The sequence below is a fragment of the Phycisphaerales bacterium genome (assembly GCA_020852515.1).
In the GTDB taxonomy this organism is placed as follows: Bacteria; Planctomycetota; Phycisphaerae; order Phycisphaerales; family UBA5793; genus UBA5793.
The window spans coordinates 79,874-100,991 of the sequence record JADZAS010000035.1; the positions used below are offsets into that span (position 1 = coordinate 79,874).

The 21,118-nt window shown below is 65.0% G+C and carries 26 protein-coding genes; 16 read left to right on the plus strand and 10 right to left on the minus strand.

From position 1 onward, the window contains the following. The first annotated feature begins 105 nt into the window (after nt 1–105). The 10 genes from IT430_19605 (at nt 106) to IT430_19650 (ending at nt 10,487) form a co-directional block, all read left to right on the plus strand. Nucleotides 106–633: a DUF2924 domain-containing protein gene (locus IT430_19605; GenBank protein ID MCC6910144.1), complete on the plus strand. Its 528-nt coding sequence runs from the start codon at nt 106–108 to the stop codon at nt 631–633. Beyond that, a complete protein-coding gene (locus IT430_19610; GenBank protein ID MCC6910145.1) occupies nt 630–2,192 on the plus strand; it encodes a recombinase family protein in 1,563 nt (520 codons plus the stop codon). The genes IT430_19605 and IT430_19610 overlap by 4 nt, the downstream gene beginning before the upstream one ends. Then, complete coding sequence (locus IT430_19615) at nt 2,189–2,629, plus strand: hypothetical protein (GenBank protein MCC6910146.1); 441 nt, start codon at nt 2,189–2,191, stop codon at nt 2,627–2,629. The genes IT430_19610 and IT430_19615 overlap by 4 nt, the downstream gene beginning before the upstream one ends. 167 nt (nt 2,630–2,796) lie before the next feature. Further along, on the plus strand, nt 2,797–3,690 hold the full coding sequence (locus tag IT430_19620) for a hypothetical protein (protein MCC6910147.1): 894 nt from the start codon (nt 2,797–2,799) through the stop codon (nt 3,688–3,690). Nucleotides 3,691–4,343: 653 nt separating this feature from the next. After that, nucleotides 4,344–4,733 carry a hypothetical protein gene (locus IT430_19625; protein ID MCC6910148.1) on the plus strand — a complete coding sequence of 130 codons (390 nt, stop codon included), beginning with the start codon at nt 4,344–4,346 and terminating at the stop codon, nt 4,731–4,733. A 72-nt stretch (nt 4,734–4,805) separates the two neighbouring features. Then, complete coding sequence (locus IT430_19630; protein MCC6910149.1) at nt 4,806–5,150, plus strand: hypothetical protein; 345 nt, start codon at nt 4,806–4,808, stop codon at nt 5,148–5,150. Between the two features lie 73 nt (nt 5,151–5,223). Continuing rightward, complete coding sequence (locus tag IT430_19635) at nt 5,224–5,475, plus strand: hypothetical protein (protein MCC6910150.1); 252 nt, start codon at nt 5,224–5,226, stop codon at nt 5,473–5,475. 8 nt (nt 5,476–5,483) lie between these two features. Then, a complete protein-coding gene (locus IT430_19640; GenBank protein ID MCC6910151.1) occupies nt 5,484–7,901 on the plus strand; it encodes a bifunctional DNA primase/polymerase in 2,418 nt (805 codons plus the stop codon). A 283-nt stretch (nt 7,902–8,184) separates the two neighbouring features. After that, nucleotides 8,185–9,126: a hypothetical protein gene (locus IT430_19645; GenBank protein MCC6910152.1), complete on the plus strand. Its 942-nt coding sequence runs from the start codon at nt 8,185–8,187 to the stop codon at nt 9,124–9,126. Further along, entirely contained in the window at nt 9,123–10,487 is a 1,365-nt protein-coding gene (locus IT430_19650; GenBank protein ID MCC6910153.1) for a ParB N-terminal domain-containing protein, read from the plus strand. Before IT430_19645 ends, IT430_19650 begins: the two co-directional genes overlap by 4 nt. 15 nt (nt 10,488–10,502) lie before the next feature. Here the strand turns inward: IT430_19650 and IT430_19655 are convergent, their stop codons facing one another. The 10 genes from IT430_19655 to IT430_19700 all read right to left on the minus strand — a co-directional run bounded on the left by IT430_19655 (nt 10,503) and on the right by IT430_19700 (nt 15,057). Further along, nucleotides 10,503–10,904: a hypothetical protein gene (locus IT430_19655; protein MCC6910154.1), complete on the minus strand. Its 402-nt coding sequence runs from the start codon at nt 10,902–10,904 to the stop codon at nt 10,503–10,505. A gap of 25 nt (nt 10,905–10,929) precedes the next feature. After that, a complete protein-coding gene (locus IT430_19660; GenBank protein MCC6910155.1) occupies nt 10,930–11,565 on the minus strand; it encodes a hypothetical protein in 636 nt (211 codons plus the stop codon). Between the two features lie 96 nt (nt 11,566–11,661). Beyond that, nucleotides 11,662–12,183 (minus strand): hypothetical protein, encoded by a 522-nt coding sequence (locus tag IT430_19665; protein ID MCC6910156.1) that lies wholly within the window; start codon nt 12,181–12,183, stop codon nt 11,662–11,664. Continuing rightward, complete coding sequence (locus IT430_19670; protein MCC6910157.1) at nt 12,167–12,355, minus strand: hypothetical protein; 189 nt, start codon at nt 12,353–12,355, stop codon at nt 12,167–12,169. The genes IT430_19665 and IT430_19670 overlap by 17 nt, the downstream gene beginning before the upstream one ends. Continuing rightward, the gene (locus tag IT430_19675; GenBank protein ID MCC6910158.1) at nt 12,352–12,576 is read right to left on the minus strand and encodes a hypothetical protein; all 225 of its coding nucleotides are present in this window, start codon (nt 12,574–12,576) and stop codon (nt 12,352–12,354) included. The genes IT430_19670 and IT430_19675 overlap by 4 nt, the downstream gene beginning before the upstream one ends. Nucleotides 12,577–12,579: 3 nt before the next feature. Further along, entirely contained in the window at nt 12,580–13,653 is a 1,074-nt protein-coding gene (locus IT430_19680) for a winged helix-turn-helix domain-containing protein (GenBank protein MCC6910159.1), read from the minus strand. A 48-nt stretch (nt 13,654–13,701) separates the two neighbouring features. Continuing rightward, nucleotides 13,702–14,010, minus strand: a complete 309-nt coding sequence (locus IT430_19685; protein MCC6910160.1) for a hypothetical protein — start codon at nt 14,008–14,010, stop codon at nt 13,702–13,704. Nucleotides 14,011–14,022: 12 nt separating this feature from the next. After that, on the minus strand, nt 14,023–14,259 hold the full coding sequence (locus IT430_19690; protein MCC6910161.1) for a hypothetical protein: 237 nt from the start codon (nt 14,257–14,259) through the stop codon (nt 14,023–14,025). A gap of 30 nt (nt 14,260–14,289) precedes the next feature. Further along, the gene (locus IT430_19695) at nt 14,290–14,544 is read right to left on the minus strand and encodes a hypothetical protein (protein ID MCC6910162.1); all 255 of its coding nucleotides are present in this window, start codon (nt 14,542–14,544) and stop codon (nt 14,290–14,292) included. A 42-nt stretch (nt 14,545–14,586) separates the two neighbouring features. Further along, entirely contained in the window at nt 14,587–15,057 is a 471-nt protein-coding gene (locus tag IT430_19700) for a hypothetical protein (protein MCC6910163.1), read from the minus strand. A 301-nt stretch (nt 15,058–15,358) separates the two neighbouring features. Here IT430_19700 and IT430_19705 point away from each other — a divergent pair, with 301 nt between their 5' ends. The 6 genes from IT430_19705 to IT430_19730 form a co-directional block, all read left to right on the plus strand. Next, nucleotides 15,359–15,613 (plus strand): hypothetical protein, encoded by a 255-nt coding sequence (locus IT430_19705; GenBank protein MCC6910164.1) that lies wholly within the window; start codon nt 15,359–15,361, stop codon nt 15,611–15,613. Then, the gene (locus IT430_19710) at nt 15,603–17,906 is read left to right on the plus strand and encodes a phage terminase large subunit family protein (protein ID MCC6910165.1); all 2,304 of its coding nucleotides are present in this window, start codon (nt 15,603–15,605) and stop codon (nt 17,904–17,906) included. The genes IT430_19705 and IT430_19710 overlap by 11 nt, the downstream gene beginning before the upstream one ends. A 481-nt stretch (nt 17,907–18,387) precedes the next feature. Further along, nucleotides 18,388–18,954 (plus strand): hypothetical protein, encoded by a 567-nt coding sequence (locus tag IT430_19715; protein ID MCC6910166.1) that lies wholly within the window; start codon nt 18,388–18,390, stop codon nt 18,952–18,954. Continuing rightward, nucleotides 18,951–19,499: a type II toxin-antitoxin system VapC family toxin gene (locus IT430_19720; GenBank protein ID MCC6910167.1), complete on the plus strand. Its 549-nt coding sequence runs from the start codon at nt 18,951–18,953 to the stop codon at nt 19,497–19,499. Before IT430_19715 ends, IT430_19720 begins: the two co-directional genes overlap by 4 nt. A 296-nt stretch (nt 19,500–19,795) precedes the next feature. Further along, entirely contained in the window at nt 19,796–19,996 is a 201-nt protein-coding gene (locus tag IT430_19725; GenBank protein MCC6910168.1) for a hypothetical protein, read from the plus strand. After that, nucleotides 19,996–21,118, plus strand: a 1,123-nt coding sequence (locus IT430_19730; GenBank protein ID MCC6910169.1) for a phage portal protein, incomplete at its 3' end; no start/stop codon positions are given. The genes IT430_19725 and IT430_19730, both read left to right, overlap by 1 nt.

A 21,118-nucleotide genomic window follows, 5' to 3' on the forward strand; every position in this document is an offset into this window, starting at 1 on the left:
CGAGGCCACAGTTTGCTCTTCGACATGCCTTGACCCTTCGCGATGCTCCGACACTCATCGTCCCACTGGTTTACGCGGCCGAGAGCCGCGGGAAGGAGGTGACGCATGGGTTTGAACGTGGGCAGATTGCTCGCCAAACTGGAGAACATGACCGGCACAGAACTGCGCCGCCGGTACGCCGAGGTGTTCGACGAGGAATCACGCTCGGGCAACCGGCAATGGCTGATCCGCCGCATCGCATGGCGGATGCAGGCGATTGAGGAGGGCGACCTCCCCGAACGGGCGCGGCAGCGGGCGATGGAGATCGCCAACGACGCCGACCTGCGGGTCCACGCACCGACGCGCAGCGCCATTGTTGGCTCGATCTCGCCCCGAGCGGCGGGCCGCACCGTTACCGCTTCGGCATCCGCCGGGGGCGATGGTTTGCCGATGCCCGGCGCCTGGCTGACGCGCGAGTACAAAGGCCGAATGATCCGCGTGCGGGTGCTGATGCGAGGCTTTGAATACGAAGGCGAGACCTACCGCTCGCTCTCTGCGATCGCCAAGGTCGTCACGGGCGCCCACTGGAACGGCAACCTCTTCTTCGGCGTCGGCTCGCCGACGAAGAATCGCGGCAAGGCGGTGCAGGCATGAGCCAGCGCGCCAAGTCCAGGCCGGTCAACCGCTGCGCCATCTACACCCGCAAGTCCAGCGAGGAAGGGCTCGAGCAGGAGTTCAACAGCCTCGATGCCCAGCGCGAGGCGGGCGAAGCCTACGTCAAGAGCCAGACGGCGGAGGGCTGGACCTGCCTCCCCGACCGCTACGACGACGGCGGCTACACCGGCGGCAACATGGAGCGGCCCGCCCTCCAGCGCCTCATGAAGGACATCGAGGCTGGCCGCGTGGACACGGTCGTGGTCTACAAGGTTGATCGCCTCAGCCGGTCCTTGCTCGACTTCGCGCGGATGATGCAGGTGTTCGAGAGCCGCAGCGTGTCGTTCGTGAGCGTGACGCAGTCGTTCAACACCAGCGACTCGATGGGTCGGCTCATGCTCAACGTGCTGCTCTCGTTCGCCCAGTTCGAGCGCGAGATTATCAGCGAGCGCACTCGCGACAAAATGGCCGCCGCACGCCGCAAGGGCAAATGGGTGGGTGGACGACCCATTCTCGGCTACGACGTCGATCCCAATGGGTTCCGCCTGGTCATCAACGAACCGGAAGCCAAACGCGTCCGCGCCATCTTCGAGTTGTACCTCAAGCACGAATCGCTCATCCCGACGGTGCGGGCGCTCAACGAGCGCGGCTGGCTGACCAAGCAGTGGACCTCGCGCAAGGGCAAGGCGCTCGGCGGCCGCCCGTTCGAGAAGGGCAGCCTCTACGCACTGCTCACCAACGTCGCGTACCTCGGCAAGATCAGGTTCAAGGACGAACTCTACGAAGGCGAGCACCAGGGCATCATCGATGCCGACGTGTGGCAGAAGGCGCAGCACCTGCTCACCCGCAACGGTCGCACCGGCGGCTCGATCGTGCGCAACAAGTACGGCGCGATCCTGAAGGGACTACTCCACTGCACCGCGTGCCGGCGGACGATGGGCCATTCTTATTCGTGCAAGAAGGGCCGCGTCGCCTATCGCTACTACGTGTGCAACGGCGCGGCCAGACGCGGCTGGGATTCGTGCCCGTCGAAATCCATCCCGGCCGCGGAGATCGAGCGCATCGTCGTCGATCAGGTGCGAGCGATCGGAAAGAACCGGAGGCTCATCGAAGCCACGCTCCGCCACGCTCGCCAGAAGACCGACGACGCCAGAGGAGAACTGCTCAAGGAGCAGACGGCCCTGGACCGCCAGATGAGGCGACATCACGCCGAGGTGGGCAAACTCGCGGCCGACGCGGCAAACCGCAACGGCGGTACGGCAGCGCGCCTCGGCGACCTGCATGAGCGCATCCGCAGTGGCGAGGAGCGGCTGGCGCAGATCCGCAGTGATATTCAGGCGCAGGAAGCGAATCGCATCGACGAGAACGCGGTGCGCCAGGCGCTGACGGAGTTCGATGCGGTGTGGGAGAACCTCGCGCCCAAGGAGCAGGCCCGCGTGCTGCGCCTGCTGATCGAGCGCGTCGAGTACGACGGCGCGAAAGGAAAGGTGGCGATCACGTTCAGACCCGGCGGACCCACGGCGCCGGCCGGCGCCGGCAACCATGAGGAGGCGGCATGACAACGAGCGGCGCGATGAAAGTCGAGATCGACGTGCAGTTCGATCGCGGGCGGCGCGGGCGCAAGCGCGCGACAACCGGCGAATTAAAGCCGGACTCCACGCCAGCGACCCGTGGCCGGCTGCCGCGCGTGACGAAACTGATGGCCCTTGCGATCCGCTTCGAGCGCCTCGTCCAGACTGGCGAGGTGGCCAGCTACGCCGAACTCGGTCGCCTCGGCCACGTCACGCGGGCTCGCATGACCCAGATAATGGCGTTCCTTCACCTCGCCCCTGACATTCAGGACGCGCTGCTGAATCTGCCGCCGGTCGAGCGGGGACGGGATCCGATTACCGAACGGCACATTCGGCCAGTTTTGGCGAATTTGGATTGGGTAGTTCAGCGGAAGCGATGGAATTGTATCAAGCCTAACTCATTGTTGAATAACGCTTTACGCTGACACAACCAAAGGCTGCGGCAGGGAATTCTGACTTGCGCTTGACCGCGGATTCCAAGTGTCGTATTTTCGATCACAAGACGGCAAAGTTAGCCGGTTGAATCAATCGTTCGGAATCGGGATGGTCTGCAGCACCGAGCAAGTGGCGTGAGAATTCAAGGAGCACTGAAATGGAAGAGACTTCGCCTGCCACCCACACCGAAGCGCAAGTGAACGGCGCAGAAGCGAGCGAACCGACTGATGAGAGCAATCGCGATTCGAAGGCGGTTGATCGCAAGCACGGCAAGAGTTTCGTCTACATCGGGCTGAAGGACTGCGATGATGCGCTTCGGAAGATCGATCCGCACGAGAAGCAGATGTCGATCGGTGGTTTTGCGAGAGCGCTCGGGCACGCGGCGCCTAAGGGGCGGTTCAACCACAAGCTCGACGCGATGGAGCGATTCATGTTGATCGAGAAGGACGCGGAGAGCGTCCGTCTCACCAATCTGGCCATCGACATGCTCTACGGCGGAAGTGAAACGGCGAAGTCCAGGGCTCGCGCGACAGCATTCCTCTCCTACCCAGAATTCAAGCGAGTTTTCGTCGAGTGCCCAAAGGGTCAGGACAACGAGCGTGCACACATCGAGGACTACGTGACTGCGAAACTCGGCATCGTGAATGATGTCGCACGCTTCATCCGGCTGTTCCTGGAGTCGGCGCATTTCGCGGGACTACTCGAGGGCGCTCCGAATCCAAGCGCGAAGACGTTTCGCCTGCGCGTCGCTCCAGCGACGGCGGGCATGGGCTCCGAGGCAACCTCGCCGAGTGCATCGCCGCATGATGACTACTCGCCGCTTCCCATCGAGGATGTCGAAGCGTGCCTCGAGTCGGTCGGACTGAGCGAGTACGGCAGTCGAAGCGAGGTACGTCAGCGCAGCGTTGGCAATATCAAGTTGGAGGTGAACGAGGGCAGAATCACCGTCACGGTGGATCGCCCTGTGCGCATCGTGATTAGAACGAACAATGCGTTGGCGGAGTTGCAGCAGATTTCGGCGTCCATGCAGGCCAAAGGGCTCAAGGCGTGATGGCCACCGCAACCACGAAAGCCGCCCGCTCCAGAGGCACTGAAGCAGGCGGGCTCAGTCATGCTCCCGAGGCGACGCAGAGCGGCCCAACGGGAGGCCGGGCGGAACCCGACTCAGGCTGGCGCCTGAGCGTAGAGCGGGGACCGCTCAGCGACAAGGGGGCTTTGCCCTGAATGAAGGAGACAGGTGTGCACAGCATCAATCTCAAAGGTCCATCGTCTAATTGAGTGACGATTCAGCACGTGTTTTGGAGCGCGGCTGAGACTCCGCATCGCACTTGATGCGGGAATTCTCGTTCGACGCACCAGGCTCGTTCAGTTGCTGCTGATCGTTGATGGGTGATGTGGTTTTGAGCCGTCATCAGCGCGGTAGCTGCGCGCACCGATGGCTCTGCAAACCTATGGGTGGCCCCCGCTCGCCGGCAGTTCTCATCGACTGCTTCCGTGGCGGCAGGCTCCGCATGGGTGGGATGGAGTCCGATGAACAAGCCCTCGTTCAGCGACCCGATTGATCCCGCGGTTCAACGGTACATTGAGACCGTTGCCTTGAAGTACAGCCGCCTTCACCGGCTCCCTTCGGCGAGTGCAGAAGATCTTGCCCAGATTCTGGCAATCAAGTATCTGCACCTTCGTGCCACTTGTGATCCTTCCAAGTTGGCCAACTGGAAATTCCTGCAGCGTGCTCTGGGAAATACGTGCCACTCCTACTGGCGCTACCTCAACGCCAAGACGCGATGGCCAACGACGCGCATGCAGTCGCTGAACGCCACGACCAGGGATGGTCGTGGCCGTCTTGTCGCTCTGGACCGAACACTGCTCGACCCCTCAAGCGCCGACGAACCCAGGCGCCATGACCTTCGCCGAAAGATGAAGGACATCGGCAGGCGTCACCCGGCGGTCGAGCGACTTCTTGAGTGGGTGGAGCACACCAGCCGAAGCCCAATGCCGTCGCAACTGGAGGCTGTGGCAAAGGCGTGCGGATTTCGCAGCGGCGATGAGATGCGCCAGTTCTTCGAAGAAGAGGGTCTCCGCGACCTGCTGTGAAGCGCGCGCGGTTCCGCGCGCACTTTGCGTATTTAGAAGACAGTGACACCTGAAAACGCCGGAGGACTCACTATGGCGCTGCAAGCCTACCGCTACGAGTTTGACGATTCTGTCATCTTCTTCGAGGTGCTCTCCGTGCTCGATGAGGCGATCGTCAACGCCGAGAGCATCCACGGAACTGAGCGAGTACGCCTCGACGCCAGGTTCGCCGACGACACGGCTCGCGGCGTATTGGTCATTGACGCCACCACCGAGGTCGGCCAGACGCTGAACCAGTTGTTCGTCGGTCTGTTGCGCCGGGAGTTCGGCGACACCGCATTCACCATCTCTCGCTGCCGGTCCGACATGCCTCGCCACAAGGGCAGGCGCTCCGGTCGGCGCCGGTTGCCCCGCCATCTGACGGCGCGGAAAGGGTGAGATGAAGCGAGGCCGCGCAGCCAAGGCGAACCAGCGGTCAGGGACAGGAATGCCCGTAGAAGTGCTCGCGGACATGCGCAGGGAGCGGACTGCGCCCCCCATTGGCGAGCACGACGCCGACCTGCCCGGCTGCTTTGTGGAGCAGGCGCAGCTGGAGTGCGATGAGTTCTGGCGGGAATGGCGGAGACTCCAGCGGTCGGCGACGGACCGGGTGCCGGTGCTGCTCATGAGGCGGCGGCGCTCGCGCCTGCTGATGGTGATCGCTGCGGAGGATATTCCCTGCCTGGTCGCGGCCATCCGCATGGTGCAGGAGCGGCCGGACTGATGGAACCCGTGACACAGAACGGCGCATTGGTCCACGACGGCATGAGCCGGCTCGACGCCGCCCGCGCCTACACGGCCCGTGGTTATCGCTGCGTGCCGATCCCGCTGCGCAAGAAGGGGCCGGTCGATGCCGGGTGGCCGGACTTGCGTCTCGATGACGCCGACCTGCCGCAGCACTTCAGCGGCCGCGGCAATATCGGGCTGCTGCTGGGCGGTCCAAGCGGCGGACTCACCGACGTCGATCTCGATTGCGCGGCAGCGAGAGAACTAGCGCCTCAATACCTGCCGCCGACGCTCGCAATCACCGGCCGCGCCAGCGCGCCCAACTCGCATTGGTGGTACCGATGCCCGGGCGCGGTGACCAGAAAGCACTACTTTCCCGGCACGAAGAAGATGATTGCCGAGATCCGCAGCACCGGGTGCCAGACCGTAGTCGGGCCGAGCATCCATCCGTCGGGCGAGGCGTACGAGTGGCTGACTGGTGAGCCTGCGAGAGTCGAGCATGACGTGCTCTCCAAGGCGGTCGAGGCCTTGGCCGCTGCGGTGATTGCGCAAACTGGTGAGAAGGCACCCTCGCCCGCGCAACCTGCGCCCCGTCGTGCTGCCGTTGCCTCCGACGACTCACTTCTCCGCCGCGCCGCGGCGTATCTCGATGCCATGCCACCAGCCATTTCGGGACAGGGCGGCCATGATTCGACCTATGCCGCCGCAACTGTTTTGGTGCATGGCTTCGGCCTCGATCCGGAGATGGCGCTGCAACTGCTGCTCGAACGCTACAACCCGCGCTGTCAACCGCCGTGGACGGAGAGGGAACTGAGACACAAGGTGGAAGACGCAGCGACCAAGCCGCATGAGTTGCCGTACGGCTGGCTGCGGGATGCGCCGCGGCAGGTCGCGCCGGACCGCGCGCACTCCGACGCCGGCTGCACACCCAACGGCAGCGTAAGAGGCGAGGGCCTGCGCACCGAGCCTGACGAGTCGGAAGCAAGTCCCGAGATGCCCGGAGAAGGTGCGGGACTGGTCCCCCTCGGTCAGCGCGACCCCGAATCCGGGCGGCTCGTTCTTTCGCCCAGGCGCACCCTGCCCACTGCCGAGGCGTTCGTCCGCGAGTTTCACCAGCACGCCGAGGGCCGCACGGTACACGCCTACGGCGGACTGATCATGCTTTGGCGCGACAACCGCTATAGCCAGGTCGAAGATGAATACCTCAAGCACGTGCTCCAGCCGTGGTTGCACAAGGCGCTGCGCTACGTGTACAACAAACAGACGAAGTTGATGGAGTTTGCGGACTTCGAATCCAACCCCACATCGGTCAAGCAAGCCCTCGACAGCATCCGTACGCACGTCCATCTGCCTGCCTCGACGATCTCGCCATCATGGCTCGACCGCCGCAGCGATCGGCTTCCGGCACTGGAGATTTTGCCGTGCAAGTCGCTGAGTGTGCACATCCCGACCGGGTGCATCCTCGCGCCGACGCCGGCGCTCTTCACGATCAACGCGCTCGATTTCGACTACGAACCCGATCCCGAGCCGCCCGAGCGGTGGATCAAGTTCATGGAGCAACTGTTCGGTGATGACCTCGAATCGATGGAACTGCTCCAGGAGTGGATGGGATACTGCCTCACGAGCGACACCTCCCAACAGAAGATGCTACTACTCGTCGGACCTCGCCGCTCAGGCAAGGGGACGATCGGACGCATCCTCCGTCACATGATTGGTCACGGCAACGTCGTCGGGCCGACAACGAGCGGGCTCGCCGGCAACTTCGGACTGCAACCCCTGATCGGCAAATCTCTCGCGATCGTCAGCGATGCCCGCTTCGGCGGTGAGAACATCAGCATCGTGGTCGAGCGACTGCTGTGCATCTCGGGCGAGGACACGCTCAGCGTTGATCGCAAGTTCCTCGGCTCCATCAGCATGAAGCTCCCGACGAGGTTCATGTTCCTCACGAACGAACTGCCGCGTCTCAACGACGCCAGCACCGCGCTGGCCGGTCGATTCCTCGTGCTGAGGCTGACCAACTCCTTCTATGGCCAGGAAGACCCGACGCTCACCGATCAACTCAGCACCGAATTGCCGGGCATCCTGCTGTGGGCCATCGAAGGTTGGAAGCGACTCAACGCACGCGGCCGGTTCGTGCAGCCGGAAAGCGTCGCCGACGCCATCCGCGATCTCGAGGACCTCGCGTCGCCGGTCGGCGCCTTCGTCCGCGAGTGCTGCACCGTCGCACCCGGTTGCCGCGCATGGGTGGATGACCTCTACAAAGCGTGGCAGGGGTGGTGCGAGCGCGACGGCCGCCACGTCGTCAGCAGCAAGATGTCATTTGGCCGAGACCTGGCGGCCGCCGTTCCGGGGATCACGCGGCGTCGTGGTGCCGGCGATGTCCCGTTCTACGAGGGAATCAGCCTCGAAGGGAGTGTTCAGTGAAGCACGCCACCGCCGCTTACCGCTGCACACCGTCACGACGGTCGCCACTGTACTCAACATCGTGCCGCGCGCGCACACGCGCGCCCGCGCGCACGCGTGCGCTTAATAGGGACCGTCGTGACGGTCTTCGACGGTGCGCGACGGTGGCACCCCCCGGTATAGGTACTTCCCAGCAAATGGCGTGCCACGAGGCCCGCGGGAACAGCCGCCAAAGTAGAGAGACAGATGATAACGCGGACCTGTCCGACTTTTTGGATTGGCGCGCGGTTGGGAGGACGGCGACATGAGCGCAAGTACCGACGACACATTGATTTGCCGCCTGGCGGGCGAGTTGTGGGCGGTATTCGCGCCGTGGCGCGGACCTTGGGGAGGCGGCGGCGCAGCGGCGGCGTACCTGGCGCGGCGATCATTCCGGTCCGGCGCGGGTCTGCGCTGGCGGCATCAGGGGCGCGATCGAGATGAGCGCGATGAGAATGTCGAGGCGCTCGGGCGACTGGAGAGGCGCGGGCTGCTGACGCGCCGCGTCGAGAAGACGAAGGTGATCGCGACGAGGCTGCTCGACGCCGGAATCGAGCGGGCGTGCTCGCTGGCCGGCGCGCCATGCTGGTCCGATGGCCGGGAGGTGTGTCAGCGGCTCGCGGGTCTCGATGACGAGCGGGCCACGATGACGCACCTCGGCACCCGATGGGTTGCCGAGTGGGCTCTGGCCAGCACGCCGCCGTTCTGGGCCGCTTGCGGCAACGACGAGACCGGGCGCGCCAATCGCCGTCTGCTGTCGGAACTTGAGGAGCGGGCGATTCCCGCGCTGATCCGCGGCTGGCTGCTGAGCGGGGCCGATCTTGACGGCCGGGTGTGGTACAGCCTCACTGCCGCCGGCCGCGCGGCGCTGACGGAAGCGCCGGCCGACGCGCCGCCGACCATCGACGCCGATGCCGATTGCGCGCTGGCGTGGCGCGAGGGGGCGCACGCGATGCAGGTGCGGCTCGCTGCAGCCGCGCGTTCGGAGCGCGAGATCGGCCTGCTGCCGTTGCCGGCCCACGGCGGGCCGATCGTGGGCGGCGACGTTCGCCCACGTGGCGATGTGCCCACGACAGGCGGCCGGAACTACGCCGCTGCGGCACATCTCAGCACACGGGCCAACGTGGGCGGCGACATGGCGGCCACCGGGGCGGCGGAATCGCGCCCGGGCCGCAAACCCACCAGCACAAGGAGAACGGACTCATGAACGCGTTCAAGGTCGAACTGCGGCCGCTGGCCGATATCAAGCCCTACGAGAAGAACCCTCGGCTCAATGACGACGCCGTAGACGCTGTGGCCAACAGCATCACGACATTCGGCTGGCGGCAGCCGATCGTGGTCGATGGCGACGGCGTCATCATCTGCGGGCATACGCGCTGGAAGGCCGCGGAGCGCCTCGGCCTCGAGAAGGTTCCGATCCACATCGCAACCGATCTGTCGCCCGAGCAGGTGCGCGCGTACCGCATCGCAGACAACAAGTCGGCCGAACTGGCCGAGTGGAACATGGAATTGCTGCCGATCGAGATGGCCGAACTGCAGGGCGCCGGCTTCGACTGGTCGTCGCTCGGATTCAGCGCGGACGATCTGGCGAAGTTGTTCGACCCGGGTGTGCGCGACGGGCTCACCGATCCCGATGCGATCCCTGAGCCGCCCGATGAGCCGATCACAAAGCGCGGCGACCTTTGGATTCTCGGTGAGCACCGATTGCTGTGCGGCGACAGCGCGAGCGCGGCCGATGTCGATCGACTGCTCGACGGCCAGCCAATTCACCTCGTGAACACCGACCCGCCGTACAACGTCAAAGTCGAGCCGAGATCGAACAACGCGATCGCCGCGGGCAACTCGTCGTTCACGGCCTCGAAGAAGAAGCGGCGCACCCATCACCAGTCGTTCGATGTCGCGCGCCAGGGCGAGAAGCGCCGGACCACGCGCAAGATGCGAGCGAAGGACAGGCCGCTTGAAAACGACTTCGTGAGCGATGAAGCGTTCGAGGAGATGCTCGATGCGTGGTTCGGCAACATGGCGCGCGTGCTCATTCCCGGCGGCGGCTTCTACATCTGGGGAGGCTACGCCAACCTCGGCAACTACCCGGGCCCACTGAAGCGCGCGGGGCTGTACTTCAGCCAGGCGATCATCTGGGACAAACAGCACCCGGTTCTCACTCGAAAAGACTACATGGGAGCGTTCGAGGTATGTTTCTACGGTTGGAAACTCGGCGCCGCACACCGCTTCTACGGCCCCAACAACGTGCCCGACCTGTGGCACATCAAGAAGATCCCGCCGAACCAGATGGAGCATTTGACGGCCAAGCCTGCTGAACTCGCCGTGCGCGCGATGCAGTACTCGTCGAAGGCCGGTGAGAATGTTCTCGACCTCTTCGGAGGATCGGGCTCGACTCTGATCGCCGCCGAGCAGACGCAGCGGCGCGCGTTCCTGATGGAAATCGACCCGGCCTACGCAGATCTGATCTGCGACAGGTTCCAGCGATTCACCGGCAGGCCCGCCGTGCTGGAGCGCACCGGAAAGTCACCTATTCCGATGAAACCACGCGAGGAGAAGATGCGGTGAACCACTTCCGTCGTCTCAACGGCGCTTGTTGTTCGATGGCTTCAACGCATCGATCAGAAATGACTCCAGCGCCGGCGCCATGTAGTGCTGCTTCGGCAGCACGATCGACAGGACGATGTCGTCATCGACGAACATCGATGTTTCGACGGGGCCGCGGCGCCCTCCCGGGAAGAGCCACTGGAACAGGCGCGTTCCCGTGTCACACATTGACATCCCCACGTACCGCACCGCCTGACCAGTCGAGTCGAAGATGCAGTAGACGCCAGGGTGCTTCTCGAACCTGCGCCAGCAGTCTGCCTGGCGATCAGAGGGATTGCGCAGTTCGCTCACGCTGTGCAGGTGGAACTCCGCGGCAATGGAGTGCTGATTCGTGAAGTCAGTGATCTTGGTGATGGTGTCGGCGAGTTTCTCGAGCATGCACGGTTTCCGGTGCTTGAAGACTTCATTGTTGCGCGGCATTCCAGATTGCCGCATCCGCTCGCGCGACTGGAATGGCAGCCAACTTCGCCGCCCTCTCCACGAGGTACAGCGCCTCAACCTCACCGACTTGTCGCCCAATTGCGCTGGACACGTAGCGACAAACGTGAACGTCGGGCTTGACGGTGTCGGCACCGAAGAGCATACGGAGGTACTGAAACCCGGCGAGGCCAAAGCCGCGAACACCGACGGCGAGGTAGTCGCCGGGCCGCGCCCATGTGCCCCATGCTCGGAGCCGCTGCTCCTCATCAGGGGCGGGGAACTGTTGCTGGATGTCGACGACGTAATCCGTGACGCCCAGCAATGTGGCGGCGCGCCTGGCATCATTCGTTTGCAGCGAGTGACTGAGGAATGCACCGGGTGTTGCATGCGACAGCATCAGGTTGCGCAGACCGGCGCAATCCTGGATTCCAGGATGGGCCTGTCGAAAGGCGCGCACCCGCGGTTCGACGACTGTTCTGTATGGGCGATTGAGCGAGAGCACGCAGTCGATCACCTTGATCGGCGGCGGCACGTCCCAGGTTTCCTGCGGCGCATTTTGACATCCGTCAAAGTCTCTGCGAAGTGCGTCGGCCAGGGAGCGGGCATCATCCTCACGCATGATCGAAGCCTAGGCGGCACTACGATCCAAGGGTGCATCCGGAGACACAGCCCCGGCGACGGCCGAGGCTGTGAACGACGCGGAGGTTGGCCGGCGCTATTCGCCCGCCTCCTCCGGCCCCTTCTCGCGCAGCGCGTGGTATTCGATCATCGCGTCGAGCCAGGTGTCGTCGGTGGCGGCGACGTGCTTGCGTTCGCGGCCGGGCACGATGCACGACCGCTCCTTGAGGAACGCGACGGCCGTGGCCACCTGCGACCACGGCGGCATCTTCGACTCGTCGCCGCCCCCGACCTTGCTGCGGATCTCTTCCATCGTGAACGCGGCGCTGCCCATCAGGTCGATCGCGTGGGCGACCTCTTCGAACACCGCCCGCGTGCAGGCATGCTCGTACGGCTGGCCGCGTCTGGGCACGACGCGGCGCAGCAGCGCGCCGCTGGCCGCGTCCACGGCGAACGATTCACCGGGCCCGCCGGCAGGCCTTCGCGTGGCCGCGTTGACGGCATCGCTGAGGGCTTCCCACTCCTCGACGGTGACCATCTGGTCGGCGCGGGCTTCGAGCAGGCGCTGGGCCGCGAGCAGCACCTGGAGCAGGGCGTTGATCTCATGGCTGCTGGTCATGATCATCACCTCCTTCCCGCCGCAGCGCCGGGGGCGTGTACACGTTCAGGCAGGTGGCGCAGCGGACGCGCTGCCCGTCGTCGATCCAGATCAGGTTGTCAACGTGGCGCTCGCCACAGCGCGGGCAGGCGTCCTCCGGCTCGACGAGATGTTGTTGGTGTTCCGCCGTCATGGCCCCACCTCCCCGCGCGATTCGCTCAGATCGAAGATCGCCACCACCGCGAGCAGGCCGACCAGCAGCGCTGTGCGCTCGTCGAACCCGGCAAGGTCGCCCGCGGCGCAGGTGCGAATGAGCGCGGCCTTCTCGGCGGCGGGCATGGCGGTCAGGGTGTCGCGCATCGTGGCGCGGGTCTGGTCGGCATGGGCGAGCAGTCGTTGGACTTGCGGGTCCATCGATCACGCTCCTTTCCGAGCCGTGAACCGGCCCTTGTCGGCTTTGATGAACCGCGCTTCCTTGCCCTTGGCTTTGATCTCGCGGATCATCGCGGCGTAGAGCGTCGCATGCGGCGTGGCGCCGTTGGTCTTCCAGCCTGCCGCGATGGCGCGCTCGGCGATGGTCTTCGCGTCGAGCGGCTCTTTCGCCCGCCCCAGGACCTGCGCGGCGGCGTCGAGGCCACTCAAGCCCTCGCGCTTCTTGCGCGGCTTCGCGTCGGCCTTGCCGCCGGCCGTCTTCTTCGTCGTCTCGCCGCGTGCCTTGGGCGCGCCGCGGTCGGGCGGCATGGTGATGCCGATCTGCGCCGGCGACTTGCCGGTGAGCTGCTTGATGCTCTGTTTGATGTGGAAGACACCGGTGACGGTGCCGACCGCATCCACCTCGCGGCATCCGGTCTTCTCATCGACGGCCGAGGTCGCCGGCGCCCGATAGAGCAGCGGCGTGCGGCCATCGACGCGGAAGAACAGTTCGTACAACTTTCCGTTCTTCTTCCAGCACACGTGGTTGCGGCTGGTGGGCAGGCTCTCGACCTGCTTGGCGATCTCGGCGTACTGGTCCTTGTTGACGAGCGCGATGCGCGGCGGCGTGCGCCGGCCCTTGCGCTTCTCGGTCGGCGGCGCTTCGGCCGTCGTCTTCGAAGTCGTCTCCGGCGTGCCTTGCTGCGCCGCGGCCTGCTGGGCCTTCTTCACCCAGCGCGACCGCTCTTTGCCCATGACGATCTCGGTCTTCATGACCAGGCCCTTGGCTGCGGCCTTGGCATCGCGCTCGGAGATGCGCTGGGCGTCTCTATCAACAACGCGGCCCCCGGGTTTCACGCCGGAGGCCTGCTTGGCATCCTTGTTGTCGGTCGCCTTCGGCGGCGGCCCGGCTTCGGCTCGAAGCCGCTGGGCGGACTTGATCCTCACCTTCTTCTTCGTCTCGAGGTTGGTCGCCTCCCAGCCGCCATTTCGATTCTCGGCGTCGATGCGCACCTTGGCGATCTTGCCGCTCACCTTCGCGGTGTACGTGCTTCCGATCTGGACTTCGTTCTTCTTCATGGTGCTGCTCCTTTCGTTGATGCAGCGGTTGGTGGAAACGTCTCACCGTCACTCGACGGCGAGTTCTTCGATGACTGCAAAGTTCGGCGAGACCGACCAGCGCGGCCGGCCCGACCCGTCGGTCGCGATGATGCGGCTGTTGACGTTGCACGCGTCGGCGAAGGCGTCGAACATGCGGGCCGTGGCGCGTCGTGCGGCGGCGACGATGCCCTCGGACGTGCCGTCGTGGCTGGCGACGAGGTGGCCCAGGACGACGCCGTCGCGGTCGCACGCCTCGCGGATGACGACGTTGGGCGCGCCGGCGCCGTTGCGGCGGGCGGTGCGATTTCGCTCAATCTGAATGGCGCTGGTCTTCATGATGCTCTTCTCTCACTTGCCGCTGGGCACCGGCGTGATCTCGATCTTGCGTCCGCAGGCGGGGCAGACGGCCTTGGTCGGCCGCGCCGACTGGCGGCCCGCCTCGTAGGCGCGCTCGAGCGCCTCCTTCACGCACCACACCGCGGTGTCGTGGAAGTCGAGGCGGTCGCTGTTGCGGGTGGCCAAGGTCTCAAGGCCCAGGACCTCGCGGGCGATGGTGTTCAACGTGTTGTCGCGTGTCGTGCTCATGGTGATTCCGTTTCGTCTGGTGTTGGTCGTTCAGCAGCCGGCGACGCGCTCGATCTCGAGGCGCACCGCGTGGATTTCGGAGTTGGTGCAGCGCGGCCGGCCGTGGCGATCGGCCCCGTAGATGGCCTTGGCCGTCGCCATCGCGGCGGCCCAGCGCTCGTCGTCGCCGCTGTGGCGCGAGAGTTCGAGGCAGGTCTCGCCGAACAGAATCTGCGCGCCGTAGTCGGCGTCGCGGATCTCGACATCGCCTCGCTCGCCCTTGATGGTGATCTGCTTGATGGTCATGGTCGTGGTCCTTTCCCGCGTGGTGGCGGTTGGCGGTGCGTTTCAGATCGTGGTGATGTGGGCGACGAACATGCAGGCTCGCACGACCGCGTCGAGTTCGCCGCGCTGGCCGGCGCTCAGTTCGTCGAACTTCTTCTCGAAGATGCGCTCGGCCAGGGCCCGCCGCGTGCTGTCGATGTCGATGGCTTCAAAGCTGTACGTCGGTGCGTAGTTGTCGCTCACCGCGACGTTGGCGCGGCCGGCCTTGTAGGCGCTGATGCCCAGTTCGATGTTGAGCGCCGCGTTGGCCCGCACCTGCTTCTGGACCGATTCAACTCGGATGGCGATGCTCTCGACGCGCGTGCCTGCGTGGATGACCGGCTCCTTGCCCATCGCGTGGTCGCGATCCCAGAAGGCGAGGATCTCGGCGTCGGTGTAGCCCTTGGCCCGCAGGTAGCGCAGGTCGGTCTCGCTGAACATCGCGTGTTCGCGGATTCGTTTGGCGTGGTCGCTCTCGCTGGTTCTCGTGGTCATGTTGATGCGTCCTTTCGCGTTGTTTGGCGGGCGGCGTGTTCCGCCTCGCGTTGCACACATGAGGGCATGAACCGCGCGCACATGCAAGGGGAATTGCCGAGGATTCGAGCAGGATTCGCAGATTGTGCACAACTGGGCATGAGTGTGGGGAACCTCTCCGCCGGCAGCGCGCGATGTGCTAGGCATCTGCTAGGAATGGCCGAACATCGCGCCGTGTTGGCCCACGTTGGGCCGCGTTCGTACATGGGCCGACGCCTCGCATCGAGCAACCCGGGCGCGCCGTGGGCCACGGAGGGCCGCCGTGTCGACGCCGCGTGATGAACAACCCCAGCGCGCCGCCGGGCTGAATCCCGCCGCTCTATCGTTGACCGACACGGCGCGCACATTGACGCGCGTCGGCGGCCGGCCGATCAGCGAGGCGATGATCGAGCGCGACATCGACGAGGGCGCGCCGACCAACGCCGACGGCACGATCAACCTGGTTCATTTCGCCGCGTGGCTCGTGCGCGACATGGCCGAGAGCGCCAGCGCCAATGGAGGCAGTCGTGGCGATTGACCCGCGCCAACTCAAGCCGGCCGAACTCTGCCGCCTGCTCAACTCGACTCCATTGGGCGAGGTCATCAGCGAGCGGCAACTCCACCGGCATCGCACCCGCGCCGGGTATCGCATCGGCGACGGCAAGACCGTCGATCTGCTGCGCTACACCGCGTGGCTGGTGATCGAGCGGCACGCGCGCCTGGCCGGTGAAGACGCCGCCGCGGATGATGCGTTTGACGAGAATGCCGACGCCGCGCGCACCCGCCACCTGCCCGAGTCCTTCACCGGCCGGGACATCGACGCCCTGCCCGAGATCGTCAATCCCGGCCGCAAGGAGGCCTGCCGCCGCAACTTCCGCCTGTTCTGCGAGACCTACTTCCCGCAGACCTTCCACCTGGCGTGGTCGCCGGATCACCTCAAGGTCATCGCCCGCATCGAACAGGCGGTTCTCGAGGGCGGCCTCTTCGCGATGGCCATGCCGCGCGGCAGCGGCAAGACCAGCCTCTGCGAGATCGCCTGTCTCTGGGCGCTCCTGTATGGTCACCGCGAGTTCGTCTCCCTCATCGGATCCGATGAAGAGCACGCCGGCCAGATGCTCGAATCCATCAAGGCCGAACTGGAGAACAGCGAAGCGCTCCTGCACGACTTCCCCGAGGCGTGCTTCCCCATCCACTGCCTCGACGGCATCCACCAGCGCGCCGCCGGCCAACTCTTCGAAGGCAGCCAGACCCACATCGGCTGGACGGCGCACGAGATCGTCCTGCCGACGGTGCCAGGCTCGCTGCCCTCGGGCGGCATCATCCGCGTTGCCGGGATCACCGGCCGCATCCGCGGCATGAAGTACAAGCGGCCCGATGGCCGCAGCGTCCGCCCCTCGCTCGTGCTCATCGACGATCCGCAGACGGACGAATCGGCGCGGTCGCCCTCGCAATGCGCCACGCGCGAGCGCATCCTCGCCGGCGCCATCCTCGGCCTGGCCGGCCCGGGCAAGAAGATCGCCGGTCTGATGACACTCACCGTGGTGCGACCGGACGATCTGGCCGACCGCCTGCTCGATCGCGACAAGCACCCGCAGTGGCAGGGGCAGCGCACGAAGATGGTGTACTCCTTCCCGACCCGCGAGCAGTTGTGGGCGGAGTACGCGCGACTGCGGGCCGAGGGGCTGCGCGCCGACGAGGGAATCACCCGCGCGACGACTTTCTACGGCGAACATCGCGACGAGATGGATGAGGGGGCCGAGGTCGCGTGGCCGGACCGCTTCAATCACGATGAACTCAGCGCGATTCAGCACGCGATGAATCTGCGGCTCCAGGATGAGGCCGCATTCTGGGCCGAGTACCAGAACGAACCGCTCCCCGAGAGCACCGCGCTCGACGAGGACCTGCTCACCGCAGAACAGATCGGCGCCAAGTTGAGCGGCCACGAGCGCGGCGAGGTGCCCATCGGCTCCTCGCTGCTGACCATGTTCATCGACGTGCAGGCCAAGGCGCTCTTCTGGCTCATTGTTGCTTGGGAGGAGGATTTCACGGGCAATGTGATCGACTACGGCACCGAACCGGACCAGAAGGACCCCCACACGTACTTCACCCTCCGCGACATCCGCCGCACTCTCGCGGCCGCTTCACCACACGCCGGTCTCGAAGGGGCGGTCTACGCCGGCCTTGAGCGACTGACCGACTCCATGGTCGGCCGCGAATGGAAACGCGACGACGGCGCGATGGTGCGCATCGACCGGTGCCTGATTGACGCGAACTGGGGCCAGTCGTCGGATGTCGTCTACCAGTTCTGCCGCCAGAGCCGCCATGCGAACCTGATCATGCCCAGCCACGGCCGGTACGTCGGCGCTTCGAGCATCCCCTTCAGCGAGTACAAACGCAAGCGCGGCGACCGCGTCGGCCTGAACTGGCGCATCCCCGTCATCACCGGCAAGCGCGCCGTGCGCCACGTCGTGTTCGACACGAACTACTGGAAGTCGTTCGTGCAGGCGCGCCTGGCCGTGCCGATGGGCGATCCCGGGTGCCTGGCGCTGTTCGGGCGCACGGGCGGCGCGTCGAACCGCACGGCGACCAATCATCAACTCCTCGCCGAGCACCTGACCAGCGAGTACCGCGTGAAAACGCAGGGCCGCGGCCGGACCGTCGATGAGTGGAAACTCCGCGTGGATGGCTTGGACAATCACTGGCTCGACTGCCTCGTGGGCTGCGCCGTCGCCGCGTCGATGCAGGGCGCTGTGCTGTATGGCACGGATGTGCAGCCGGCCCCGCGCCGACGCATTCGCCTCTCCGACCTCCAGGGAGGACGGCGGCGATGAGTGAAGCGACCACGAGATCGAAGCGAGAACCCGAGCCGCGTGGGATTCTGTGTCCGAGGTGCGGCTGCGGGCATTTCGAAGTCGTCTACACCCGGCGGATTCCGGGTGGTGCGATTCGCAGGCGGCGGGAGTGCCGGTACTGCGGGCGAAGGGTGACGACCGTTGAGCGGCTCCAGTGTACCTAGACTCCCTTGGCGGAGACGTGCCCATGAAGCCGATAGAATCGCGAGTCGTGCAACGCAAACCGCCTCCCAGCTTCGAAGTACGTCTTGTCGGCGCTAACCTGCGGCCGTGGTCTGTGCCGATGCGCGCGCTCAGCAGGACTCTTCAGGCGGTCCAGCGACTCATCGATGGCGATCAGCCTGAGGCTGCAGGGGAGGGAGAGGCGCCGCAAGGATCCGATCAGCCACCAGGTTCACTACACTTGCTATCTGTGACATCGGGGTCCGCGAAGTATGGCGTCGCAGCGGATGATTCAGATGTGGCGATTACAGCGCTACGTCTTGCCGGAGGCGCAATTGATGCACCCGGGACCGCCGACTGGACTCAGACTCTGCTCTCAGCAATCGAGGACCTTAGTGGTGTAGCCAGGACTCTTGGTTGTGTCATTGAGTTTCGCCACCCTGGTAAGTCCGGCACAGTGTTGGCAACGATCGGGCCGGAGACTTTTCAGGCTGTCTCATCGACGGCATTCGTGACGGGTGAGTCCTCGGTGATCGGAAAGGTCGAGCGAGTTGGAGGCGCCACGGAGATGCATTGCGGCCTGCGCGTCCCGTCGCAGCCTGATCGGATGGTGATTTGCCGTGTCGACAACGCCGACCTTGTTCGAGAGCTTGGAAAATTCGTGTATCAATCCGTGATTGTGAGCGGCCCGGTCACGTGGCTTCGCGCGGGATGGCGCATCCGCCATGTTCACGTCAGATCGGTTTCTCCAGCGAAGCGAGCTTCCGTTCAGGAAACCCTCGCGGAGATGCGGCGTATCGGGGGAAGCGACTGGGCGCGGATTGATGATCCCGATCAGTTCATCATGGAGATGCGCAACCGTTGACGAAGCCGCCACCCATCGTTGCCGTAGACTCGATGATTCTGGCGTGGTCGCTACGCGAAGACGGAAGCGAGGATCAAAGGTCACGCACGCAGTGGCTTTTCGACCAGTTTGAGGAGGAGCAGTGCCAGATCATCGTTCCGACTGTGGTCCTTGCAGAGTTCCTTGTCCCGCTGTCCGAACAGCGCCGTACCGAGATGTTGGGAGCAATGAGTGGTTCCTTTTTGCTCGCTCCCTTCGATGTTCGATGTGCGGCGATTGCGGCATCCCTCATTCCGAGTGCGCTCGACGGGCGGAAGAAGGGCGAAGCGAATAGCCGCCATAGCGTCAAGGTGGACGCCATGTTGGTGGCGACCGCCAAAGTGTGGAACGCCGGCAGAGTATACAGCAACGACACAAAGTGCAGAGAACTCGCTCAGCGCCTTGGTCTGGTTTCGCATGATCTGCCGAAGCAGCCAAGCAATCTATTTGGATACACGGACAAAGGCGTTCGCAAGCAGCAGCGTCGTATGCGAAAACCGGGTCGTCAGAGGCCCAAAGCCAAGTAGACGGTCTACCCGTGTAACGACTTCGCAGCCACCCCTCCCCATCCGCAGCCTCTGAGCGTTTCATCCGTCGGTAACTGACGGATGAACCATGTACTTCCACCTCTGGACAACCCTGGCCAGCTCGTGATCGAGTTGCGCTTTGTCCCTGCGCTGGACCGTGAAGACGCGGTGCAGGAGGCGTGGGTGGCGCACCTGGAGGGGCGTCCCGTTTCCACTGCCGTGAACACGTATGCCCAGCGGCAACGGCGGTATCGCAAACGCATGGCAATTCTCATCGACATGTACGAGGACAAGGGATGGCTGAGACCGACATCGAGCAGGCGATCAACCAGAGCGCCCAAGGCCCCGCCAAAGCAAGCGGCGACTCGGGCAGCGTCGAGCAGCACGGCCTCGCCGAGCAGATCGAAGCCGACCGCTACCTCGAAAGCAAGAAGGCGAGCCGGGGCAAAGGGCTCAAAGTGAAGTTCGTGCAACTGGAGCCGCCGGGCACGGCGTGATGATGCTCAAACGTCTCGTTTCATCGTGGTTCAGCGGAAAGACGCCGGCGCCGTCCACGTCATCGCGCCCGCCGGTGCGGATCGTCCGCGCCAAATTCGACTCGGCCCAGACCACGACCGACAACCGCCGCCACTGGGCCAACGCCGACGGCCTGTCGCCCAACGCGGCACTCTCGTCCGAGGTCCGGCGCATCCTGCGCAACCGGGCCCGCTACGAAGTGGCCAACAACTCGTACGCGCGCGGAATCGTGCTGACCCTGGCCAACGACACGATCGGCACGGGTCCTCGCCTCCAGATGCTCACCGGCGACACGAAGGCCAACGACATCATCGAAAGGTCGTTCGAGCAGTGGTCGCGGGCGATCGACTTGCCCGAGAAGTTGCGCACCATGCGGCTGGCCCGTGCCGAGAGCGGCGAGGTATTCGGCATTCTCACCAGCAACCCGGCCGTCGAGGCGCCGGTCCAACTCGATCTGCGGCTCGTTGAACCCGACCAGGTGACGAGTCCGCCGGGCCGACTGCTTCGCATCGGTGAGGCGGACGGCATCACCTTCGACTCATTCGGCAATCCGGTCGCCTACACCGTGCTGCGCCGCCATCCCGGTGACGGCGGGATGTTTGGCTTTTCGGGCGAGTTCGACACCGTGCCCGCCGCATCGGTGGTTCACTACTACCGCGTCGATCGGCCGGGCCAGTGGCGCGGCATTCCGGACATCACACCGGCGCTTCCGTTGTTCGCTCAACTGCGGCGCTACACACTCGCCGTGATCGCCGCGGCCGAGACTGCGGCGGACTTCGCAGCCGTCATCTACACCGACGCCCCTCCCAACGGTGAAGCGGAATCCCTCGAACCGATGGACATCGTCGAACTCGAGAAGCGTCTGGCCACGGTCCTGCCCGGCGGCTGGAAGTTGGGCCAGGTCCATGCCGAGCAGCCCGCGACGACCTACGCCGAGTTCAAACGCGAGATCCTCAACGAGATCGCGCGTTGCCTCAACATGCCCTTCAACGTCGCGGCCGGGAACTCCAGCGGGTACAACTACGCCTCCGGCCGGCTCGACCACCAGACCTACTACAAATCCATCCGCGTCGAGCAGAACCACCTCCAGACGGCGGTCCTCG